This is a genomic window from Candidatus Planktophila vernalis (assembly GCF_002288185.1).
GTDB lineage: Bacteria > Actinomycetota > Actinomycetes > Nanopelagicales > Nanopelagicaceae > Planktophila > Planktophila vernalis.
Genome location: NZ_CP016776.1, coordinates 864,631 through 884,567 on the forward strand (window position 1 = coordinate 864,631; position 19,937 = coordinate 884,567).

General features: G+C 46.9%; 17 protein-coding genes, 1 pseudogene and 1 riboswitch. Of the genes and pseudogenes, 6 read left to right on the plus strand and 12 right to left on the minus strand.

Translation table 11 applies throughout. The annotated features are described in order from the left end of the window. Positions 1-19 precede the first annotated feature (19 nt). From A7sIIA15_RS04530 to abc-f, 4 genes and pseudogenes are all read left to right on the plus strand, one after another. Positions 20-922, plus strand: coding sequence for a pseudouridine-5'-phosphate glycosidase (locus A7sIIA15_RS04530; RefSeq protein ID WP_095685986.1), 903 nt, complete (start codon positions 20-22; stop codon positions 920-922). Next, positions 919-1,800 (plus strand): carbohydrate kinase family protein, encoded by an 882-nt coding sequence (locus A7sIIA15_RS04535; RefSeq protein ID WP_018226046.1) that lies wholly within the window; start codon positions 919-921, stop codon positions 1,798-1,800. Before A7sIIA15_RS04530 ends, A7sIIA15_RS04535 begins: the two co-directional genes overlap by 4 nt. Positions 1,801-1,825: 25 nt before the next feature. Beyond that, a pseudogene (locus A7sIIA15_RS04540) lies at positions 1,826-3,340 on the plus strand (DNA gyrase/topoisomerase IV subunit A); the annotation flags it as partial. Between the two features lie 40 nt (positions 3,341-3,380). Beyond that, complete coding sequence (gene abc-f / locus A7sIIA15_RS04545) at positions 3,381-4,979, plus strand: ribosomal protection-like ABC-F family protein (protein ID WP_095685988.1); 1,599 nt, start codon at positions 3,381-3,383, stop codon at positions 4,977-4,979. On the opposite strand, the gene A7sIIA15_RS04550 is transcribed toward abc-f, so the two are convergent. Further along, positions 4,976-7,054 carry a DNA gyrase/topoisomerase IV subunit B gene (locus tag A7sIIA15_RS04550; protein ID WP_095685989.1) on the minus strand — a complete coding sequence of 693 codons (2,079 nt, stop codon included), beginning with the start codon at positions 7,052-7,054 and terminating at the stop codon, positions 4,976-4,978. The two genes, abc-f and A7sIIA15_RS04550, sit on opposite strands and share 4 nt — an antisense overlap. A gap of 199 nt (positions 7,055-7,253) precedes the next feature. Here A7sIIA15_RS04550 and A7sIIA15_RS04555 point away from each other — a divergent pair, with 199 nt between their 5' ends. Beyond that, positions 7,254-7,469, plus strand: coding sequence for a DUF7455 domain-containing protein (locus A7sIIA15_RS04555; RefSeq protein WP_095685990.1), 216 nt, complete (start codon positions 7,254-7,256; stop codon positions 7,467-7,469). Here A7sIIA15_RS04555 and A7sIIA15_RS04560 read toward each other — a convergent pair. The 6 genes from A7sIIA15_RS04560 to A7sIIA15_RS04585 all read right to left on the minus strand — a co-directional run bounded on the left by A7sIIA15_RS04560 (position 7,462) and on the right by A7sIIA15_RS04585 (position 14,049). Next, positions 7,462-8,376 carry a fumarylacetoacetate hydrolase family protein gene (locus tag A7sIIA15_RS04560; protein ID WP_095685991.1) on the minus strand — a complete coding sequence of 305 codons (915 nt, stop codon included), beginning with the start codon at positions 8,374-8,376 and terminating at the stop codon, positions 7,462-7,464. The two genes, A7sIIA15_RS04555 and A7sIIA15_RS04560, sit on opposite strands and share 8 nt — an antisense overlap. 3 nt (positions 8,377-8,379) lie before the next feature. Then, entirely contained in the window at positions 8,380-10,071 is a 1,692-nt protein-coding gene (locus A7sIIA15_RS04565; RefSeq protein WP_095685992.1) for an RNA polymerase sigma factor, read from the minus strand. Positions 10,072-10,171: 100 nt separating this feature from the next. Next, entirely contained in the window at positions 10,172-11,260 is a 1,089-nt protein-coding gene (gene metX, locus A7sIIA15_RS04570) for a homoserine O-acetyltransferase MetX (protein ID WP_095685993.1), read from the minus strand. Then, positions 11,261-12,583 (minus strand): bifunctional o-acetylhomoserine/o-acetylserine sulfhydrylase, encoded by a 1,323-nt coding sequence (locus A7sIIA15_RS04575; protein WP_095685994.1) that lies wholly within the window; start codon positions 12,581-12,583, stop codon positions 11,261-11,263. 76 nt (positions 12,584-12,659) lie between these two features. Then, positions 12,660-12,774, minus strand: a riboswitch (SAM riboswitch). 26 nt (positions 12,775-12,800) lie between these two features. Next, a complete protein-coding gene (locus A7sIIA15_RS04580) occupies positions 12,801-13,346 on the minus strand; it encodes a DUF4192 family protein (RefSeq protein ID WP_190279112.1) in 546 nt (181 codons plus the stop codon). Between the two features lie 7 nt (positions 13,347-13,353). Continuing rightward, a complete protein-coding gene (locus tag A7sIIA15_RS04585; RefSeq protein WP_095685996.1) occupies positions 13,354-14,049 on the minus strand; it encodes a PKD domain-containing protein in 696 nt (231 codons plus the stop codon). An 81-nt stretch (positions 14,050-14,130) separates the two neighbouring features. On the opposite strand from A7sIIA15_RS04585, the gene A7sIIA15_RS04590 reads away from it, so the two are divergent. Next, positions 14,131-14,586 carry an NUDIX hydrolase gene (locus A7sIIA15_RS04590; RefSeq protein ID WP_095685997.1) on the plus strand — a complete coding sequence of 152 codons (456 nt, stop codon included), beginning with the start codon at positions 14,131-14,133 and terminating at the stop codon, positions 14,584-14,586. Here A7sIIA15_RS04590 and A7sIIA15_RS04595 read toward each other — a convergent pair. Genes A7sIIA15_RS04595 through ribD form a run of 5 tightly spaced genes read right to left on the minus strand, consistent with a single transcriptional unit; the run spans position 14,560 to position 19,883 of the window. Next, positions 14,560-16,551: an ATP-dependent DNA helicase gene (locus A7sIIA15_RS04595; protein WP_095685998.1), complete on the minus strand. Its 1,992-nt coding sequence runs from the start codon at positions 16,549-16,551 to the stop codon at positions 14,560-14,562. The genes A7sIIA15_RS04590 and A7sIIA15_RS04595 overlap by 27 nt on opposite strands. A 55-nt stretch (positions 16,552-16,606) precedes the next feature. Further along, positions 16,607-17,074 (minus strand): 6,7-dimethyl-8-ribityllumazine synthase, encoded by a 468-nt coding sequence (ribH, locus tag A7sIIA15_RS04600; protein WP_095685999.1) that lies wholly within the window; start codon positions 17,072-17,074, stop codon positions 16,607-16,609. Next, complete coding sequence (gene ribB, locus A7sIIA15_RS04605; protein ID WP_095686000.1) at positions 17,075-18,268, minus strand: 3,4-dihydroxy-2-butanone-4-phosphate synthase; 1,194 nt, start codon at positions 18,266-18,268, stop codon at positions 17,075-17,077. Next, on the minus strand, positions 18,268-18,870 hold the full coding sequence (locus tag A7sIIA15_RS04610) for a riboflavin synthase (RefSeq protein ID WP_095686001.1): 603 nt from the start codon (positions 18,868-18,870) through the stop codon (positions 18,268-18,270). Before A7sIIA15_RS04610 ends, ribB begins: the two co-directional genes overlap by 1 nt. Then, complete coding sequence (gene ribD, locus A7sIIA15_RS04615) at positions 18,870-19,883, minus strand: bifunctional diaminohydroxyphosphoribosylaminopyrimidine deaminase/5-amino-6-(5-phosphoribosylamino)uracil reductase RibD (RefSeq protein ID WP_095686002.1); 1,014 nt, start codon at positions 19,881-19,883, stop codon at positions 18,870-18,872. The genes A7sIIA15_RS04610 and ribD overlap by 1 nt, the downstream gene beginning before the upstream one ends. Positions 19,884-19,937 lie beyond the last annotated feature (54 nt).

Consider the following 19,937-nt stretch of genomic DNA (forward strand, 5'->3'; position numbering starts at 1 on the left):
CATCGGCTAAGGTTGTCCCATGAAGAGTGCAATTAAGTATTCAACGCAGGTTTCTGCTGCAATTGCAGCCGGAACACCCATCGTTGCACTCGAATCTACGATTATTAGCCATGGTTTGCCACGCCCATCCAATCTTTTAGTTGCCCAAGAGTGCGAAAGCATTATTCGAGCACGCGGAGCCGTCCCGGCCACAATCGCACTCCTTGATGGCGTTGTTCATATCGGTCTTGAAGCAAGTGAGCTTGATGCCATTGCTAATCGTGATGATATTTCTAAAGCTTCCAGTCGTGATTTAGCCATCATCATTGCTCAAGGCAAGAGCGCGGCAACAACAGTTGCTGCCACAGCTCACATTGCAGCAATTGCTGGAATCAAAGTATTTGCAACCGGTGGTCTTGGCGGTGTTCACAGAGGTGCCAATGAATCATTTGATGAATCTGCAGATTTAACTGCGCTCTCACAGTTAGATATGACCGTTGTCTGTGCCGGAGTGAAATCAATTCTTGATGTTCATGCCACGCTAGAGCGCCTTGAAACCTTAGCTATTGGCATCGTTGGTTATAAAACCAACCGCTTCCCTGGTTTCTACTTAACTGATTCAGGCTTTGAAATCGAACACCGCGTTGATTCAGCCGAAGAAATCGCCGCAATCGTTAATGCTAGAAGCCAAGTTGCAACTTCTAACCACGCATTGATTGTTACTAACCCAGTTGAGAAGCAGATGGATAAAGCGCGCCATGATGAAATCTTGGCAACTGGTATGGCAAATGCTGCCCGCGATGGAATTGATGGAAAGTATGTAACACCATACTTACTTGAGCATTTTCACACCGCGAGCAAAGGTGAATCACTTGCCATTAATACTGAAATCATTAAATCTAACTGCGCATTAGCTGCAGATATTGCGATGGCGCTTAAATGAAAAAGATTTTGTGTATTGGCGATCTAGCCCTAGATGTTATTTCCCAGCTCAAAGAGCCAATCAACTACGGCAATGACACTGCCAGCAGAATTTCTAGCCACCCAGGCGGACAAGCTGCAAATGTTTCAACGTGGATTACTCGCACACACTCCAAAGCTCAGTTAGTTGCCCGTGTTGGCAATGATCCTGTTGGTTTTGCCCTTATCTCTGATTTAGATAAATACGGCGTGGAGCACATGAATTTGATGCACTCAGGCCGCCCAACCGGTGTTGTAGTTATTTTGGTCGATGCCAATGGTGAGCGCACAATGTTTCCAGACAACGGTGCTAACGCCGACCTTGAAGTAAGTGACTTGCCTCCGCTAGATGATGTCGATGGCGTGTATTTGAGTGGTTATGCACTTCTAGATTTTCGCAGTCGTGACGCCGTTCTTTCTATGATTGCAAAGATCAAGGCAGCTGGAAAGCCAATTTATTTTGATCCAACTACAACTGGAGCGATGAAGATTGTTTCCCGTGATGAAGTTTTATCCTGGGTCAAACTCATGGATGGAATTCTTCTTAACTCTGAAGAAGCTCTCTATCTAGGTGATGCTAAAGATGTTGAAACGGCAGAAAAGAATCTAACTGCTTACACACCACTTGTTGTCATCAAATTAGGTTCTCGTGGCGCTATGGCTGTTCATGGCGACATCGTTGCAAAGGTGTCTGCCGTCACTACCAATGTGGTCGACACAACAGGTGCTGGAGATTCATTTGCTGCTGGATTTATTCCAAAGTGGCTAGAAACAAATGATTTACAGGCATCCCTTTCAGCCGGAACTGCATTGGCGGCAAAGTGTGTAGCAACTGTTGGGGCGCGCCCTCCCCTAGATTAAGCAACTCTCTTGGCACAATGCTCCAATGGCAACTGCGAAGACTCCCGCGAAAACTGCGGCAAAGGGGAAAAAACCCGTCGGTCCAAAACCTGGTGAATACCCAGGCAAGATCGTTGATATCGATGTTTCAAAGGAAGTTTCAGAATCTTTTCTTGAGTATGCATACTCAGTAATTTATTCACGCGCACTTCCTGATGCACGTGATGGTTTAAAGCCAGTTCACCGTCGCATCTTGCATCAGATGGCAGATATGGGACTTCGCCCAGAGCGCGGACATGTTAAGAGTGCACGTGTTGTTGGTGAAGTAATGGGTAAGTTGCACCCTCACGGAGATGGCGCAATTTATGACGCACTTGTTCGTATGGCGCAATCTTTCTCAATGCGCCTTCCACTCATTGATGGTCACGGAAACTTTGGATCACTTGATGCCGGTCCTGCAGCAATGCGCTATACCGAAGCCCGCCTTGCATCTGCTGCAATGGCAATGGTTGCAGAAGCTGATGAGAACACCGTTGACTTTGGTCCAAACTATGACGGTCAGTTAGCTGAACCTCTTGTTCTTCCTGCTGCTTATCCCAACCTGCTTGTTAACGGCGGTTCTGGAATTGCTGTGGGAATGGCAACCAACATGGCTCCACATAATCTGGGTGAAGTCATCGCTGCAACTAAGTTCTTAATTGAAAACCCATCTGCCACAGTCAAGCAGTTAATGAAATTCGTTCCTGGTCCAGATTTTCCAACGGGCGGAGAACTTGTTGGCCTTGATGGCGTGCGCGAAGCGTATGCAACAGGTAAGGGCTCCTTTAAAGTCCGTGCAAGTGTTGAGATCGAAAAGGTCTCCACACGCAAAATGGGAATTGTTATTAAAGAACTTCCCTTCACAATCGGACCTGAAAAAGTCGTTGAGCGCATTGCAGCCCTTGTTAAAGCTAAGAAGATCCAGGGAATTAGCGACATCATCGATCTAACTGATGGCCAGACTGGCACCAACGTAGTTATTGAGATTAAGAACGGCTTTGAGCCAGAAGCCGTCCTAGAACAGCTCTATGCCTTAACTCCAATGGAAGATGCCTTCTCCATCAATGCTGTGGCATTGGTGAAAGGAAAGCCTCAGACTCTTGGATTAAAAGAGCTGCTTAAAGTCTTCATTGAACACCGCATTGAAGTTGTGCGTCGTCGCTCTGAGTTCCGCAAAGCAAAGGCTGAAGGGCGCTTAACTCTTGTTGATGGACTCTTAAAGGCGATTATCGATATCGATAAGGTCATCAAGATTATCCGTGGCAGCGATGATGCAGCAGCTGCTAAAGAGAAGTTAATGAAGGACTTTAAGTTAAATGATGAACAAACTACCTATATCTTGGATATGCCACTTCGTCGTTTAACAAAGATGAGCAAGCTAGAACTTGAAACAGAGCAAAAAGAGTTAAAAGCAACGATTGCAGAACTGGCTAAACTGCTAAAAAGTGAAGATGCGATCAAAGCACAGGTTTCAGATGAATTAACCGCAGTTGGTAAGTCATTTGCGACCGCCAGAAAAACTCGAATTGGCGCTGCCTAAGCCCTAAGCGTTAAACTACGGCGTGATTTCAACCCAAGCGCTAGAACTTCGAGCAGGTGCTCGCCTGCTGGTTAAAGGCGTAACTGTGCGTATCAATAGCGGTGACCGCATTGGTTTTGTGGGTAGAAACGGTGCAGGTAAATCCACTCTTGCAAAAGTATTAGCAGGTGAAACTATGCCTGCAGGTGGTGCGGTAAATCGCACAGGAAAAATCGGTTACCTGCCACAAGATCCACGCACTGGCGATGAACCTGGCACAGTAATCGAGCGCATTCTCTCTGCCCGTGATTTAGATCAGATTTCACATCGCATGCGCGCTGTGGAAGAAGAGATGGCAACTGCCCAAGGTGAAGCCCTTGAAAAAGCAATGGATCGCTACACCCGCGTTGAACATGAGTTCAGCGCTGCCGGTGGTTATGCAGCAACTGCTGAAGCAGAAGCGATTGCAACATCTTTAGGTGTTACAGAGGCAGTCTTTGCGCACGAGCTCTCCACACTCTCAGGTGGTCAACGCCGCCGTATTGAATTAGCACGCATTCTCTTTAGTGGCGCTGAGACTTTGCTTCTTGATGAGCCAACTAACCACTTAGATGCTGACTCCATTATGTGGCTGCGCGAGTTTTTAGCTAAATACTCCGGCGGCCTTGTCATCATCTCCCACGATGTGAACTTGATTGAAACCGTTGTTAATAAAGTTTTCTATCTCGATGCCAACCGCAACGTGATCGATGTCTATAACTTGGGTTGGAAGGCATACCTTCTCCAGCGCGAGCAAGATGAGCACCGTCGTAAGAAGGAGCGCGCTAACGCTGAAAAGCGTGCAGAGATTTTGCAGAAGCAGGGCGAGAAGATGCGTGCAAAGGCATCGAAGGCAACTGCTGCCCAAGGCATGTTACGTAGAGCTGAAAAACTTCGCAGCGGTCTAGAAGATGTGCGCGTCAATGACAAAGTTGCACGTCTACGCTTCCCAACTCCTGCCCCATGTGGCAAGACTCCCCTTTCTGGTGAAGAGCTTTCAAAGTCTTATGGCTCACTTGAAATCTTTACCGATGTTTCCTGTGTGATTGATAAAGGCTCTCGTGTTGTAATCCTTGGACTTAACGGTGCTGGAAAGACAACACTTCTTAGAATTCTGGCCGGCGAACTTGAATCTGATACCGGAAAAGTTGAACAAGGCCACGGTCTAAAGATTGGTTACTACGCCCAGGAACATGAATCCCTGGACTTTGAGCGCACAGTTCTAGAAAACATGATGTCTGCAACGCCAGATCTGCGTGAACCAGAAGCCCGTAACACTTTAGGTTCATTCCTTTTCATCGGCGATGATGTTCACAAGCCCGTCAAGGTTCTCTCCGGTGGTGAGCGAACACGCCTTGCTCTAGCTGTTCTCGTTGTCTCTGCAGCAAATGTATTGCTCCTTGATGAGCCAACAAATAACTTAGATCCAGCATCTCGCGCTGAAATCCTTGGAGCACTTGCTGAGTATCAAGGCTCAGTCATCATGGTTTCTCACGATGAGGGCGCTGTGCAATCACTAAAGCCTGAGCGCGTTATCTTGTTGCCAGATGGCGATGAGGATCTATGGAAAGAAGAGTACTTCGACTTAGTTTCTATCGACTAAGCGTCGATATGTTCGCGATCAATCTCAGCATTGGCAATGAATTCCTTACGTGGGGCAACATCACTGCCCATCAATAGTTCAAACATCGCCTCGGCTGCTGTGGCATCTGAGACTGTGATGCGACGAAGTGTGCGGGCATCTGGATCCATGGTTGTTTCGCGCAGCTGATCTGCATCCATTTCGCCCAGACCTTTATAGCGCTGAATAGGCTCTTTCCAACGCTTTCCGCTCTTCTTTAAATCTGCAGTAATTTTCTTCATCTCATCATCGCTATAGGTGTAGATGTATTCACCCTTCTTTCCTCCCCCGCCCATTACTTCAATGCGGTGCAGAGGTGGAATAGCTGCAAATACACGGCCAGAATCAATCAGAGGTCGCATGTATCGATACATCAGCGTTAATAGCAAGCAACGAATGTGTGCACCATCAACGTCAGCATCTGACATCAAGATAACGCGGCCATAGCGGGCTTCATCTAGTTCAAATGACTTTCCAGAGCCTGCGCCAATTACCTGAATAATTGATCCGCACTCTTTATCTTCTAGCATCTGTGAAAGTGATGCTTTCTGAACGTTAAGAATCTTTCCACGAATTGGCAAAATCGCTTGGAACTCAGAGTTACGTGCTGCCTTGGTTGTGCCAAGGGCTGAGTCACCTTCCACAATAAATAGCTCTGTTCGTGTTACATCCTCAGAGCGACAATCTGAAAGCTTGGTTGGAAGAGATGATGATTCCAAAGCGTTCTTGCGGCGCTGCAAATCTTTATGAGCACGAGCACTAATACGTGTGCGAGAAGCTGCTGCAATCTTTTCAAGTACTAAGCGCCCATTAGCTTTATCAATGCGCTTTGACGTATTGAAATACTCTTTCATCTTATCTGCCACAACCGCTGAAACGATTCGTGTGGCAGCAGCCGTTCCTAGAACTTCCTTCGTCTGACCTTCAAACTGTGGCTCAGACATACGAACTGTGACAACAGCAGTCAAACCCTCAATGACGTCATCTTTAATAACATCAATTTCTTTGTTGGCAAGAGTTTTAGTCGAGCGAAGCGCCTCATTAACTACCTTGACCAGAGCGCGCTCAAAGCCCAGCACGTGAGTTCCACCCTTAGGCGTTGCAATGATGTTTACGAATGAGCGCTGTGTGGTCTCAAAACCATTACCCCACTTCATGGCGATATCAACTTCCATATCGCGCTCAACTTCAGTTGAAACCATGTGGCCTTTATCATCTAGAACAGGGACAGTCTCTTGGTAATGACCTGTGCCATAGATACGGATGACATCACCCACGGCTTCATCGGGTTGCAAGAAATTACAGTATTCAGTAATTCCACTCTTATGGAAGAAAACCTCTGTTGTCTTGGTCTTTGTGCGATTGTCATTAACAATCAGCGTTAATCCTGGGACCAAGTAAGAAGTCTGGCGAGCACGTGCATAGATATCTTCTAGATCAAGCTCTGCCTCTTTAAGGAAAATCTGGCGATCACTCCACCACTTAATACGTGTGCCAGTAACTTTGCTAGAGATTTTGCCAATAACGCGCAATCCTGATTTTGGTTCAAATGGTGCTTTTGGTCCATCGCCATCAAAAATTCCTGCAACACCGCGTTGGAATGACATCCAGTAAATCTTGCCATCACGATCAACTTCAGCATCAAGGCGAGATGCAAGTGCGTTCACAACGGATGCACCAACACCGTGCAGACCACCGGATGCAGCATATGAACCGCCACCGAACTTTCCGCCTGCGTGCAATTTAGTGAGAACAACTTCAACACCAGTTAAACCAGTCTTAGGTTCTTTATCAACTGGAATTCCGCGACCATCATCATGGACTTCAACAGAACCATCTGATTCAAGATTAATTTCAATTTTCTTACAATGTCCAGCCAGTGACTCATCTACTGAGTTATCAATGATTTCCCACAAACAGTGCATGAGTCCACGTGAGTCTGTGGAGCCGATATACATACCTGGGCGCTTGCGAACGGCATCGAGGCCCTCTAAAACCGCTAGATCTTTTGCGGTATAGCTATCCTGCACATTTGTCGCAATATCTTTTTCGGCCACGGGGCGAAAGGTTATCGTCCGTAGGCGCAAATGACTTGCAAGCGCGCCGAATACGTCTCAGATGCTGGAAATATCGATATTTCCACAGCAAATTAACAGTAATTTAACGAAAATAATTTAATTATAACGAGCGGGGAATATCCAGACATGGTTTGATGTTCCATAGGAAGTAAGACACAACGCACGAACGGAGAGAGATATGTCAGAACAATTGATGCTTCAATCAGTACCTCTTAACGCCCTTGACCGTTGCGACCGCTGCGGAGCCCAGGCCTATGTTCGCGCCGTGCTTCTCAACGGTGGAGAACTCATGTTCTGTGCCCACCATGGCAAGGAATATGCCGAAAAGCTAAAGACAGTTGCTGCAAAGATTGTCGATGAGAGTCAAAAGCTCGTCGAGACTCCAGCTAACTAGCTTTTATCTCCACGTTTCCTAATCCTTTAATCTCAACACGATAGCTGTTGCCTGCAAGCATAGGAACTCCTGTTGTTGCAGATCCACTAAAGATAATTGATCCAGCAGCCAACTTCACACCCGTTGCCGCTAATACTTTAGAAAGTTCAACTACTGCCATCCAGGGGTTGCCTTGAATTGCAGTTAACGGTGCTGATTGAGTCAACGCTCCATTAACAAATACTTCGGCCATTAACGCATCTAAATTCTCTTGATGCGCAGGCACCCACGCGCCATATGCAAAAGCTGCAGCACCAGCGTTATCTGCAATGCAATCCTCTGCATATGCCTCAACTTCACCAAAGCGATAATCAAGGATTTCCATGCCTGCGGCAATATGGCTCACGTAATCTAGAACTTCTGATGGATGAATCTCACCATTTATCTCTTTGCTTAGCTTAAAGACAACTTCAGCTTCTGCACGTGGATAAATCAAAGATGCAGTGTGTAAAGAATCAATGCACTGCATTGCATCGGTTAAATACCCAAATATGTTGATGTATGTCGGATCATCTTTCTTTGTTGAATCCAGCGCTCCCCCGAGCTTGACACCCACAAGTACTTCTTCATGCTCAAGTCGGTACTTAAGTTCATTCTCGCGAATCTCTCGTGCACGAACAGGTGTGGCACCAAAAAGATTAGAAGGCTTTACTAATTCGCGGGCATTTCGAAGTTGCTGGGCAACGATTTTCACATACTCCCCATGCGATGAATCACACCACGGCTTATCTTTAGAGAGCCCACAACCACAGAGCTTGGGATTAGTAAGGCTTTCGATGACCTTGCCATCGACATCAACTACATCAACTTCACCGCTGATCTTGATAGATCCGCTTTTGGGATTAACAAAAATCGATGGTTTGTCCATGATTTAGTCGAGGTAGTCCCGCAAAACCTGGCTGCGTGAAGGGTGACGAAGCTTGGACATTGTCTTGGATTCAATCTGGCGAATACGCTCACGTGTAACGCCATAGACCTTTCCAATTTCATCCAACGTCTTTGGTTGACCATCAGTTAAACCAAAGCGCATCGCAACCACACCAGCTTCACGCTCTGAGAGCGTATCTAGAACTGAGTGCAACTGCTCTTGCAGCAATGTGAATGACACCGCATCAGCTGGAACAACAGCTTCAGAGTCTTCAATCAAATCACCGAACTCGCTATCGCCTTCTTCACCTAGTGGTGTGTGAAGTGAAATTGGTTCACGGCCATACTTTTGAACTTCGACAACCTTTTCAGGTGTCATATCAAGCTCTTTAGCTAACTCTTCTGGGGTCGGTTCGCGACCAAGATCTTGAAGCATCTGGCGCTGAACACGTGCCAACTTGTTAATAACTTCAACCATGTGAACAGGAATACGGATTGTGCGGGCCTGATCAGCCATCGCACGTGTAATAGCCTGGCGAATCCACCATGTGGCATATGTTGAGAACTTATAACCCTTTGTGTAGTCGAACTTCTCAACGGCTCGAATCAAACCTAAGTTACCTTCTTGAATAAGGTCAAGGAAAAGCATTCCGCGGCCGGTGTAGCGCTTAGCAAGAGAGACAACGAGGCGAAGGTTTGCCTCTAATAAGTGATTCTTTGCGCGCTTTCCATCTTCAACAAGCCATTCAAGTTCGCGCTTTAGCTTCTTTTCAAGCTTCTTCTCATCTTTAAGCTTTGCCTCGGCAAAAAGCCCTGCTTCAACGCGTGTAGCTAGCTCTACTTCAAGCTCTGCGTTTAGCAGTGCAACGCGGCCAATCTGCTTCAGGTAATCCTTTACTGGATCTGCTGTAGCACCAGCGGTCATAACTGTCTGGGCAGGGGCGTCATCTTCTTCAGAGGCCTTTAATGTAAAGGCATTTTCTTCATTTCCAGAAGTATCTTCAGCTAAGTTAACAACGCGTGGTTGGTTGCTCTTATCTTCTTCTTCACCATCGATAATTTCGACAGCTTCCTTAATCAAAGTCTCAACATCTTCAAGCTCTACTTCTTCAAGCTCTACTTCTTCCCCATCGATTTTTACAACTGCAGCTTTGCCAGTCTTAGCATCAATCTTTGGCGCAGCAACTGGTGCCACCTTTGGCTCGATAAGTGCGTAGTCGCTCTTTTTCAAAATACGAGATGGTGAACCAAGGCCAGCCTTGCGTAGTTTTTCAACGATTACTGGAACATCAGTTGCAAGGGCGCGGGCTTCATCCACTAAATCTTTATCGGTCTTTTTAGGAATGCGGTTAATCGATGTAACACCACGCTTTTCTAGCTCTGCTAGAACTTCATGCTGGCGCAATACTGCATTTTTGGCATCAACAATTGCTTGAACATCTTTTGCCGTTAAATCTTTCTTTAATGCAATCTTTACAGGTGCAACCTTTTTTGCAGGGGCTGCCTTTTTAACTGGCGTCGCCTTTTTGGCCGCTACTTTCTTTGCAGGTGCACTCTTTTTTGCAGCAGCTTTCTTTACTGGCGCGCTCTTTTTGGCAGGTGCTCCCTTTTTAGCAGCGGTTTTCTTCACAGGTGCAGCTTTTTTCCTAACAGCTTTCTTTAACACCTTGTTTTTGAGCGCACTAAATACAGCCACAATTATCCTTTGGTTTTTATCAGCGAGCGCGCTGATGCGATGGCTATATTATAATTTGTCCACAGGGGTAAATGCACATCCAAAAGCGATAATTCGACCCTTATTTAGCTAAATCCAGGGCCTGCCTAATCACATTTCCCACAGATTCAACCTCCACCAGGAAGCCATCGTGACCAAATGGCGATGAAATCGTCACCAGAGGCGCTGCATGAGGTGCAAAGTCGGCGATCTCAGCCTGTAGCCGCATAGGAAAGAGGCGATCGGTATCAATAGAGACGGCCACGACTGGAATAGTGATCGATTCCAGGGCAGCAACTACTCCGCCCCTATCTCGTCCTATGTCATGGCTATTCATGGCCTCAGTCAGGCAGATGTAGGTATTGGCATCAAAGCGCTGGGCCAACTTATTGGCCTGATGATCTAAATATGACTCCACGGCATAGCGGCCAGTGTCATCTCCTTGGAGTTCTCGTCCAAAGCGCACATCCATCTCTGCCTCTGTGCGATAAGTCAGGTGAGCAATACGACGAGCAATACCCATTCCATCAATAGGACCACGCTCTTGCTCGTAGTAGTCACCGCTATTGAAATAAGGATCATTCTTTATAGCTCTTATTTGAATGGAGGCTGTGCCAATTTGATCTCCGGTAGCAACAGCAGATGAACCAATAGTGCAGATAGCACCAACTCGATCTGGATGTTGCACGGCCCATTCCAAAGAGCGCATTCCGCCAATGGATGGCCCCACAGCTAGTTGGTATTTCTTAATCCCTAGAAGATCTGTGAAAGCAATTTCTGCTGCAACCATGTCACGGATTGTCAGTGACGGAAAGCGCGACCCATATCTCTTGCCATCAGGTGCAATAGATGATGGTCCAGTTGATCCTTGGCAGCCACCAATAACATTAGGACAGACAACAAAATACTTATCTGTATCAAAAGGCAATCCCGGCCCCACCATAGAAGGCCACCAACCAGTCACATCTGACCAACCAGTGAGGGCATGGTTGACTAATATCGCATTATCTTTTTTCTCGTTTAACTCACCCCAGCTTTGAAAAGCAATAGTGACATCTTCCAAAGTTTCTCCGCTTTCAAGGCCAACGTCGCCAATTTTTAGAAAGCGCCGATCACCGGGTGCATGGTGTTCAAGCCACGCCCCGGTAACCGGTGCCTCTTTGTGTGACATTTACTTAGCGGCAGCAAAACCATCTGCAAGATCAGCCTTGATATCTTCAATATCTTCAAGACCAACAGATAAACGGATTAAGCCAGGATTTACTCCGGCGTTAATGAGTTCTTCTGGCGAAAGTTGTGAATGCGTAGTTGAAGCGGGGTGGATGACTAGAGATCTCACATCGCCGATATTTGCAACGTGTGAGTGCAAGCTGAGCCCTTCCACAAACTTCTTTCCAGCCTCTATCCCACCCTTGATTTCAAAGGAGAGCACTGAACCTGAGCCCTTGGGAGCATATTTCGTAGCTAATTTGTTGTATGAATTGCTCGGTAGGGATGAGTAGTTAACCTTCTCAACCTGCGGATGCTTCTCAAGCCAAGATGCAACAGCTTTAGCGTTTTCTAAATGTTGCTTCATGCGAAGTGTCAGAGTCTCAAGGCCCTGAGCCAACAACCATGCGTTAAATGGGCTTACCGCTGCCCCAATATCGCGCAGCAATGTCAAGCGAATCTTGAAGATATAGGAAAGGTTTGCACCAAATGCACTACCAACTCCTAAAGCTTGGGCATAGACCAGGCCGTGATAGGAAGGATCTGGAGTATTAAAGCTTTTAAACTTTTCAGGATAGCGCGCATAATCAAAGTTACCTGAATCAACAATTGCACCCACTACTGCATTTCCATGACCAGCAAGAAACTTTGTTGCTGAGTGAACAACTACATCTGCCCCAAAATCGATAGGTTTAATCACATATGGAGTTGCCACAGTGTTATCAACAATCAACGGCACATGATTTTCATGGGCAACCTTTGCAACAGCCTCAATATCCAAAATATCATTATTAGGATTTGAAATAGTCTCACCAAAGAAAGCTTTGGTATTTGGACGAACTGCTTTTTGCCATTCAGCAGGATCATTCGGATTATCAACAAAAGTTACTTCCACACCAAATGTTGGCAAGGTGTAGTGGAACAGGTTATATGTTCCTCCATAGAGATACTTTGATGAAACGATGTGATCTCCTGCAGTTGCAACAGCTAAGACTGCAAAAGTTGTAGCAGCAGAACCTGAAGCAAGAAGAAGAGCAGCAACGCCACCTTCTAATGAGGCGATCCGCTTTTCAACGACATCTTGAGTCGGGTTCATGATGCGGGTATAGATATTGCCTAACTCTGCCAAACCAAAAAGATCTGCTGCATGTTTTGTATCACGGAATTGATATGCAGTGGTTTGATACAGAGGAAGTGCACGTGCTCCTGTAGTTGGATCTGCAACTTGTCCGGCGTGAATTTGACGGGTTTCAAAAGCTGCTTCTTCAAGTGAAAAGGTTGACATGTATGTAATTCCTCCCAGTTATGGGAACACCTAAAAATAGATATGCCAACAAGGGCCATAACTAGTGGAATTAGGTGTTCCACGCTTATCGACTGCGTTGTGCTAGTCGATCTGGTCTTCACCCGGAGCACCCCACCGTGGTGGAGGGTTGCCGTCTAGTAAGCCGGGGCTATGCACTAGAACTCATGACCTGGGCGAAATATAGCAGAGCCCCCTGCTACTCGAAAATCCCCGCAGTGACCTTGGGATGGAGCTCAATGCGCATGGCAGCAAAAGCATTAGCGGGCCAGCCTGAGCCAAAGACTCTGCGCAGCAAAATCGTTAAGGAATAGCCAGGTGCATCAGCGCTAGCGCGATCAAGGGATCTATAAGCAAGTGGAGTATCAGAGCGCTCATAGGCAAGGGTTGCAAACAATGTAGCAACGGGTGCAACAAAGCCTTTGGGAGCAATCTGTAATAAGTAATGCCACATCAACCAATAGGTTTCAAAGCTCTCAGAGTTATGGGTGCCCAGCGCAAAATCTCGCACTTGAATATCACTTAAGCGCCCAATAACCCGTGCAATCAAATCAGGATTACTGGCCACGCCATATTTTTCAAACTCGGTTGCTAAATCAATAACTGCCGTTGCACCATCACGTTGCATGAAGGATAGATCTGGGCTATCTGGATCAACGCTAAAGCTTGTAACGAGTGCAACAAAGTCTTTATCACTTGCAAGTGGCAGGGATGCTATTTCTAGCTCTTCATAATCAGTTGTCATTAGCTGCTCATTTCGTAAAAGTTGAGTTAGCAGATACCACGGTGATAACTGCAAAAGATGGGATTTTGATAGTTCCTGTGATGACACGCGTAGCACCGTTGTGTTTGAAATTGCCATTCCATGTGGCAATCAAGCTCACGTAGTAAGTACCAGGGCGCTTATAGGTATGTGTAACTTTTTGATTGGGATAGGGAGCACCTGGTTCATTGGTTTGAAAGATTTCCCCATCGCCCCACTGCCAGGCAAAGCCCGGGCGCAGGGCAACATCAATTACTTCACCGATGATGTCGACTCGAGATTGAAAGAGAGTCGGCAGATCACACCAGAAAATAACTGGCACATGCACCAGCGGTTCAAACTCTGGTTGATAGGCAATCGTGGCCGTTGGAACCATTTTGATTAAGCGATCACTTAAATTCACGCTGGCAGTTACAACTTTCTTCACACGCACCCGTGGCTTATAGGTGCGCTTAATGGCAGGGACAGCTTTAGGTTTAGGCGGAAACCACAGCGTTGGCTTAGGAGTTGGCACAACCACTGTGCGCTTTTTAACTACTGCCCCGCCATCTCCCTTTTTAGCCGTAATGATGATCTGGTTATCTTGCGTGAAAACATCAACGCAGGCGTTGGTTGTGCAGTCAGCTACTGCGCTAGCGGGGGTGAATAAAGTGATGAAAAGGATGAGAATTAATAAGCGCTTCATGTGCAGGCACGATAAATGGGGCAAAGGACTAATCCCGATGCTCACTGCGCTAACTGTGGATAGTTGTGACACTCTTAGTTCATGAGCGCACGCGATGGTGATGGTTGGATCCAATGCGCCTGCGGCAATAAGCACTGGGGCCTCAATGGCGCTGCTGGAATCCTTTTAGTTCGTGGCACACAAATCCTGCTGCAACATCGCGCCCCGTGGGTTCACAACGGTGATACCTGGGGAATCCCAGGTGGTGCCCGCGATAGTCATGAATCTGTATTAGAAGCTGCAATTCGGGAGGCAAAAGAGGAAACAGGAATTGATCCTGTGCACCTGACTCCTATTCAAACTTTTAGCGATGATCACGGCAGCTGGTGCTATGACACTGTCATTGCGCATGCCAGCGATGATTTAGTAGCACACGAGCTCAATGATGAATCCCATGAAGTGCGCTGGGTGGAGATAGAAAAGGTAGAAGAGCTAACACTTCACCCTAGTTTTGAAAAGTCCTGGCCAACCCTAAAGGGACTCGTTCAGGCGCTTTAGGGAATCCTGCACCACGGCCTTATCTGATGTGCGCCAAAGCGGTGGCATTGAGTTAAGTAGGACACTTCCATATCGCTTAGTAACAATACGTGAATCTAAAATTGCAACTACTCCCCGATCATCAACAGATCGAATCAAACGCCCGGTGCCTTGAGCAAGTAGCAGCGCAGCACGTGGCAGTGAAACCTGCATAAAGCCACTTCCGCCAGCGGCATCTGCTTGGGATGCACGTGCTGACATCACCGGCTCATCTGGTCTAGGAAAAGGAATGCGATCGATGGCAACAAGGATGCAACTATTTCCTGGCACATCAACGCCTTGCCAGAGCGACATAGTGCCAAGTAATACTGAAGTTTCATCTTTAGCAAAGCGGGCAACAAGTGGACCAACTGCATCTCCGCGCTTTTGCGTGATGATCTTGATAGGAAGTTCAGCTAATACTTTGCGCAAATGCGCATCTGCTGCCTCCACACCGCGCCATGAAGAAAACAGGGCCAACGTGCGCCCACCGGCAGCATCAATGAGCTCACCTAACTCTGTGAGTACTTCAATGCTGGGGCCATCTCGCCCAGGTTCTGGCAAGTGCTTTGGCATATAGAGAACGCCTTGATTAGCAAAATCAAAAGGAGATCCCACATCTAGCATCTGCACATTGCCTGGATCTAATTCACCTTCAGAGAGTTCGGCATTTAAATCCTCTCCCACAATAAAACCAATGCTTTTAGCTAATGAGTTAAAAGAGTTGCCAACGGTTAATGTGGCAGAGGTGGCAATAACGGGAGTTTGTTTAAGCATGTTCTCGCGCAAAACATCTGAGACAGAAAGCGGTGCTAAGTGCAAGGTAGAAAAGGTTGGTTCATACCAAAGCACTAAACCATCACCAAGTTTTAATAGCGTGGCAGCAGTTGTTGACACTTCATTGACCGCACCTTTAACACGTGCCCGCTCAGCCATGGCATCAGTATCGATAATCTCATCATCGGCAGTAAGTGATTGCACGATTGCTTGCGCAGCCTCCCTCACCTTTCGAATAGGAGATTCCAAAGATTGCGGGATCTCCTCTAGGCGACCCTGTGAACCCAGTTCACTGCGCACAGATTCCCCGTAATCAACCATGGACTCATGAAAATCATTGGCAGCTTTATGAAAAGCATCTGCCAGCTTGCCCGGCATGAACTTGCGGGCCATTGCTGCAGCGCGAAGTACACGACCTGAAGTGAGTTCATCTGTAACAGCCTGTGTTGCTCTATCCATAAACTCATGGGCTTCATCCAAAATGATGCAATCTCGCTCAGGCAAAATAGGATGCAGATCCATAATCTCAATTGCAAGAAGGGTGTGGTTTGTAACAACTACATCTGCAGTTTGTGCTTTGCCTTTTGCATTTGCCGCAAAGCACTGTGAACCAAAAGCACAGACATCTGCTCCTACGCACTCTCGCCCTGAAACACTATTGGCTGCCCACACTCGCCTATCCACCTCAGGTGCATCATCTCTATCCCCTGATACCCCTGGCGTCTTGGCCCAAGCAATTAAACGCTTTGCATCCTTTTCAAGGGATGAAACATCCATGACCAATTCACCATCAGGATCAACATCCTCACTATTCATCTTTTGCAAACAGACATAGTTACCGACGCCCTTATAGATGGCATAGCTAACTTCACGTCCGAGCAGTTTTTCTAGAGCTGGAACAACTGCCGGTAGATCTCTATCTACTAACTGGCGCTGCAGCGCCAAGGTGGCAGTTGCTACTAATACTTTTCGCCCGTGCACAATTCCAGGAATCAAATAAGCAAGTGATTTTCCTGTGCCTGTTCCAGCTTGAACCATTAAGTGATGACGATCAGTTAAGGCGTTAGCAACAGCTTCAGCCATTTCAATCTGGCCTTCACGTGCTGATCCACCAATTGCATCAACGGCGACATCGAGTGCTTCACGCACTTTCTTGGACATATCGCTCATGTGCCAACCTTAGTGGCTCGGATATATAGCCTTTTTAATGAGGTGAACGAAACGCCTAACGCTTCTTTTGCAGATGCAAAAGCTCTAACGCAGCAACTGCGCTGTCATAGCCTTTATCTTCTTTACTTGTGGCACGACCACATCTATCAATAGCTTGATCCAGATCATTACACATCAAAACACCATAACCAATGGGCTTTGAGTGTTTGAGTGAAACATCGATAACACCTTGTGTGACACCTTGGCAGACGTACTCAAAATGCGGTGTTTCACCCTTTAAAACAAGGCCCAACGCCACAACAGCATCAAAGCCAGCTTCAAATGCATATTGGGCAGCAAGTGGAATCTCAAAAGAACCAGGAACGAACTGGACTTCCACAGTGCCAACCTGGGCCTGCGTTAATGCGCGCTTGGCACCTGCAATTAAGTCATTACAAATATCTAGATGCCATGAAGAAGAGATGATTGCGACCTTGGCCCCTGGAAGTGGCTTAATACCGATAGTTGGTGCATGTCCTGCCATTTATTTGCCTCCTCGAGTGTGGCCGAGCTTTTCTTGCTTTGTTGCTAAGTACTTCTCATTAAATTCATTGCTAGCAATCACTAAAGGATTTTGAATCACTGCAATCCCAGCCTCTTTTAGAGCATCAACCTTTTTAGGGTTGTTAGTGAGTAGTTGCAGATGTGAAAGTCCAAGGGATTCAATGATTGCAATTGCATCAGACCAATCACGGGCATCGATTTCATGTCCTAATTGCAGGTTGGCCTCAATGGTGTCCATGCCTTTATCTTGTAGTTGATAGGCCATGATCTTTTCAGTAAGTCCAATTCCACGGCCCTCATGATCTCGCAGATAAACAATGAAGCCATAGCCATGTTGTTGAATCAATGAGATTGATTGCTCTAGCTGTTCACCGCAATCACAGCGCTGGGAATGAACAACATCTCCGGTGAAGCACTCAGAGTGAATACGAACTAAAGGTGTGGTGGTGGCTGTGCCAAAGGAGAGCACAGCGTGTTCTCTTTGTCGCAAGCCCGGATAGGTTGCAATCTTCCACATTCCACCGCGCAGCGGCAGATCTGCCCATAAGAACTCAAACTCAGATTTCACTTCACTCACAACGGGTGCAATAGCAACCAGCTCTTCAATAGAGACCATCGGAATTGAATGCTTAGCTGCAAATTCCACTAAGGATTGCCCACGTGCCATGGAGCCATCTTCATTCACTATTTCAGAAAGAAGTGCCACCGGTTGTGCTCCAACTAATTGCGCAAGCGCCACTCCTGCCTCTGTGTGGCCACCGCGCGCAGCTAGGCCGCCCTTATCGGCAATGAGTGGGAAAACATGTCCTGGACGGATGAAATCTGAGTACTGGACGCTGTTATCAGCCAATGCACGGGCAGTGTTTGCTCGCTCTGTGGCACTGACGCCAGTAGTGAGTCCCACTTTGTAATCAACAGAAACAGTGAAGGCAGTCTTTTTTGAATCTTGGTTTTCTTCAACCATCAGTGGCAGACGCAGTTTGCGCGCACGCTCTTGTGTGAGTGCAACACATAAAATTCCAGTTGTGTGGCGCACCATAAAGGCCACCTTTTCAGCTGTTGCTTTCTCAGCCAATATCATCAAATCGCCTTCATTTTCACGATCTGCATGATCTGTGACAATAATCAGGTCGCCTCTTTTAAAAGCATCAAGAGCGCTTTGCAAATTACTCATCACTTATCCCCCTTAGCCAATAATCGCTCCACATATTTGGCAAGAACATCAACTTCCACATTCACTAAATCTCCAGCTTTTTTCCCTGAAAGATTGGTGGCAGCTAATGTCTCTGGAATTAACCACACTGTGACAACATTGTTTGAATCATCAATGCCACCCACGGTCAGTGAAACTCCATCTAGGCAGATAGAGCCCTGGTTAACAATGTATTTGGCAAGATGCGCCGGCACAGTAATATCAAACTGCGCCCATTTATCTCCAGGTGTTAACCCAACCACCTTTGCCACACCATCCACATGTCCCTGCACCATATGCCCACCCATGCGCGCGTTTAACAGCGCAGCTAATTCAAGGTTGACCGGGCTTGCAACGTTAAGTTGTGAGAGTGATGTGAGAGAAAGAGTTTGAATCATGACATCTGCGCTAAAAATGTTGCCAGAGATGGCTGTGGCCGTTAAGCACACGCCATTGACTGCAACAGAATCCCCCACCGAAATCTGACCAATTAACTTGGGTGCGCTAATGGTGAAAACAGCAGAGCTCTCGCTCTTTTCAATTGCAGTAATTGAACCTAGTTCGCCAATGAGTCCTGTAAACATCACTCACCATTCCTAATGCGATAGATGGATTTAACATCGCCATCTAGAACCTGAGTACTGATGTGGTCCATCCGCATTTGATCAGTAATCGTGGTTGGGTAATCAAAGGCAAAGTAGTGCTTGCCTGTGCCTAAAAACGTTGGGGCCTGATAGATCACAAGCTCATCCATCAAGCAGTGATCCACCATGGCAGATGCCAGGGTTGGCCCAGCTTCAACAAAGACGTGATTAACGCCTAATTCATTCAGTTTTTCCACCAAGACATCTAAATCCTTTGACTTCACAACAACGGTCTGGGCAGCAGAATCAAAAACAGCAGCGTCTTTTGGAAGCTCTTGCTCCCCGCAAACAACGCGAATGGGATTGCCTGCATATCCTGCAAACTCTCCCCGTGGGATTAAGTGTGGGTTATCGACAATAACAGTATTGGTGCCCACAAGGATTGCATCTGCTTGGCGACGCAGCACCTGCACATCAGCCCTAGAGACTTCATTAGTGATCCACTTGGACGTTCCATCGGCAGCTGCGACTTTGCCATCGAGAGTTGCGGCAACTTTCCATGTGAAAAACGGGCGGTTCTTCTTAATCTTCATCAGCCAAGCACGGTTAGAAAATGCAGCTTCGGCTTCAAGTACTCCACTAATAACATTTATTCCAGCAGCCTTTAACGCTCGTGCCCCACCTGCAGCAACTGGATTGGGGTCTGCAACTGCAAAGACAACAGTTGTAATACCTGCATCAATGATGGCCTGAACACAGGCTCCTGTGTTGCCCGTGTGATTACAAGGCTCTAGTGAAACAACAATCGTTGCACCTTTTGCTTTATCTCCTGCTGCTTGAATAGCAACAACTTCAGCATGATCTGGGGAGTTCACGCGATCATGAAAACCTTCGCCCACAACCTTTCCTGCAGCACCAATAATTACTGCGCCAACTATTGGATTCGGTGCGGTTTTACCCAAGCCCTTTTCGGCAAGGGCAATGGCACGTTGCATTGCAACTGTGTGCTCCATAAAAAAACCCCCGACTCAAGAAACGAGTAACCGGGGTGGGTGCAAAAAAGAAAT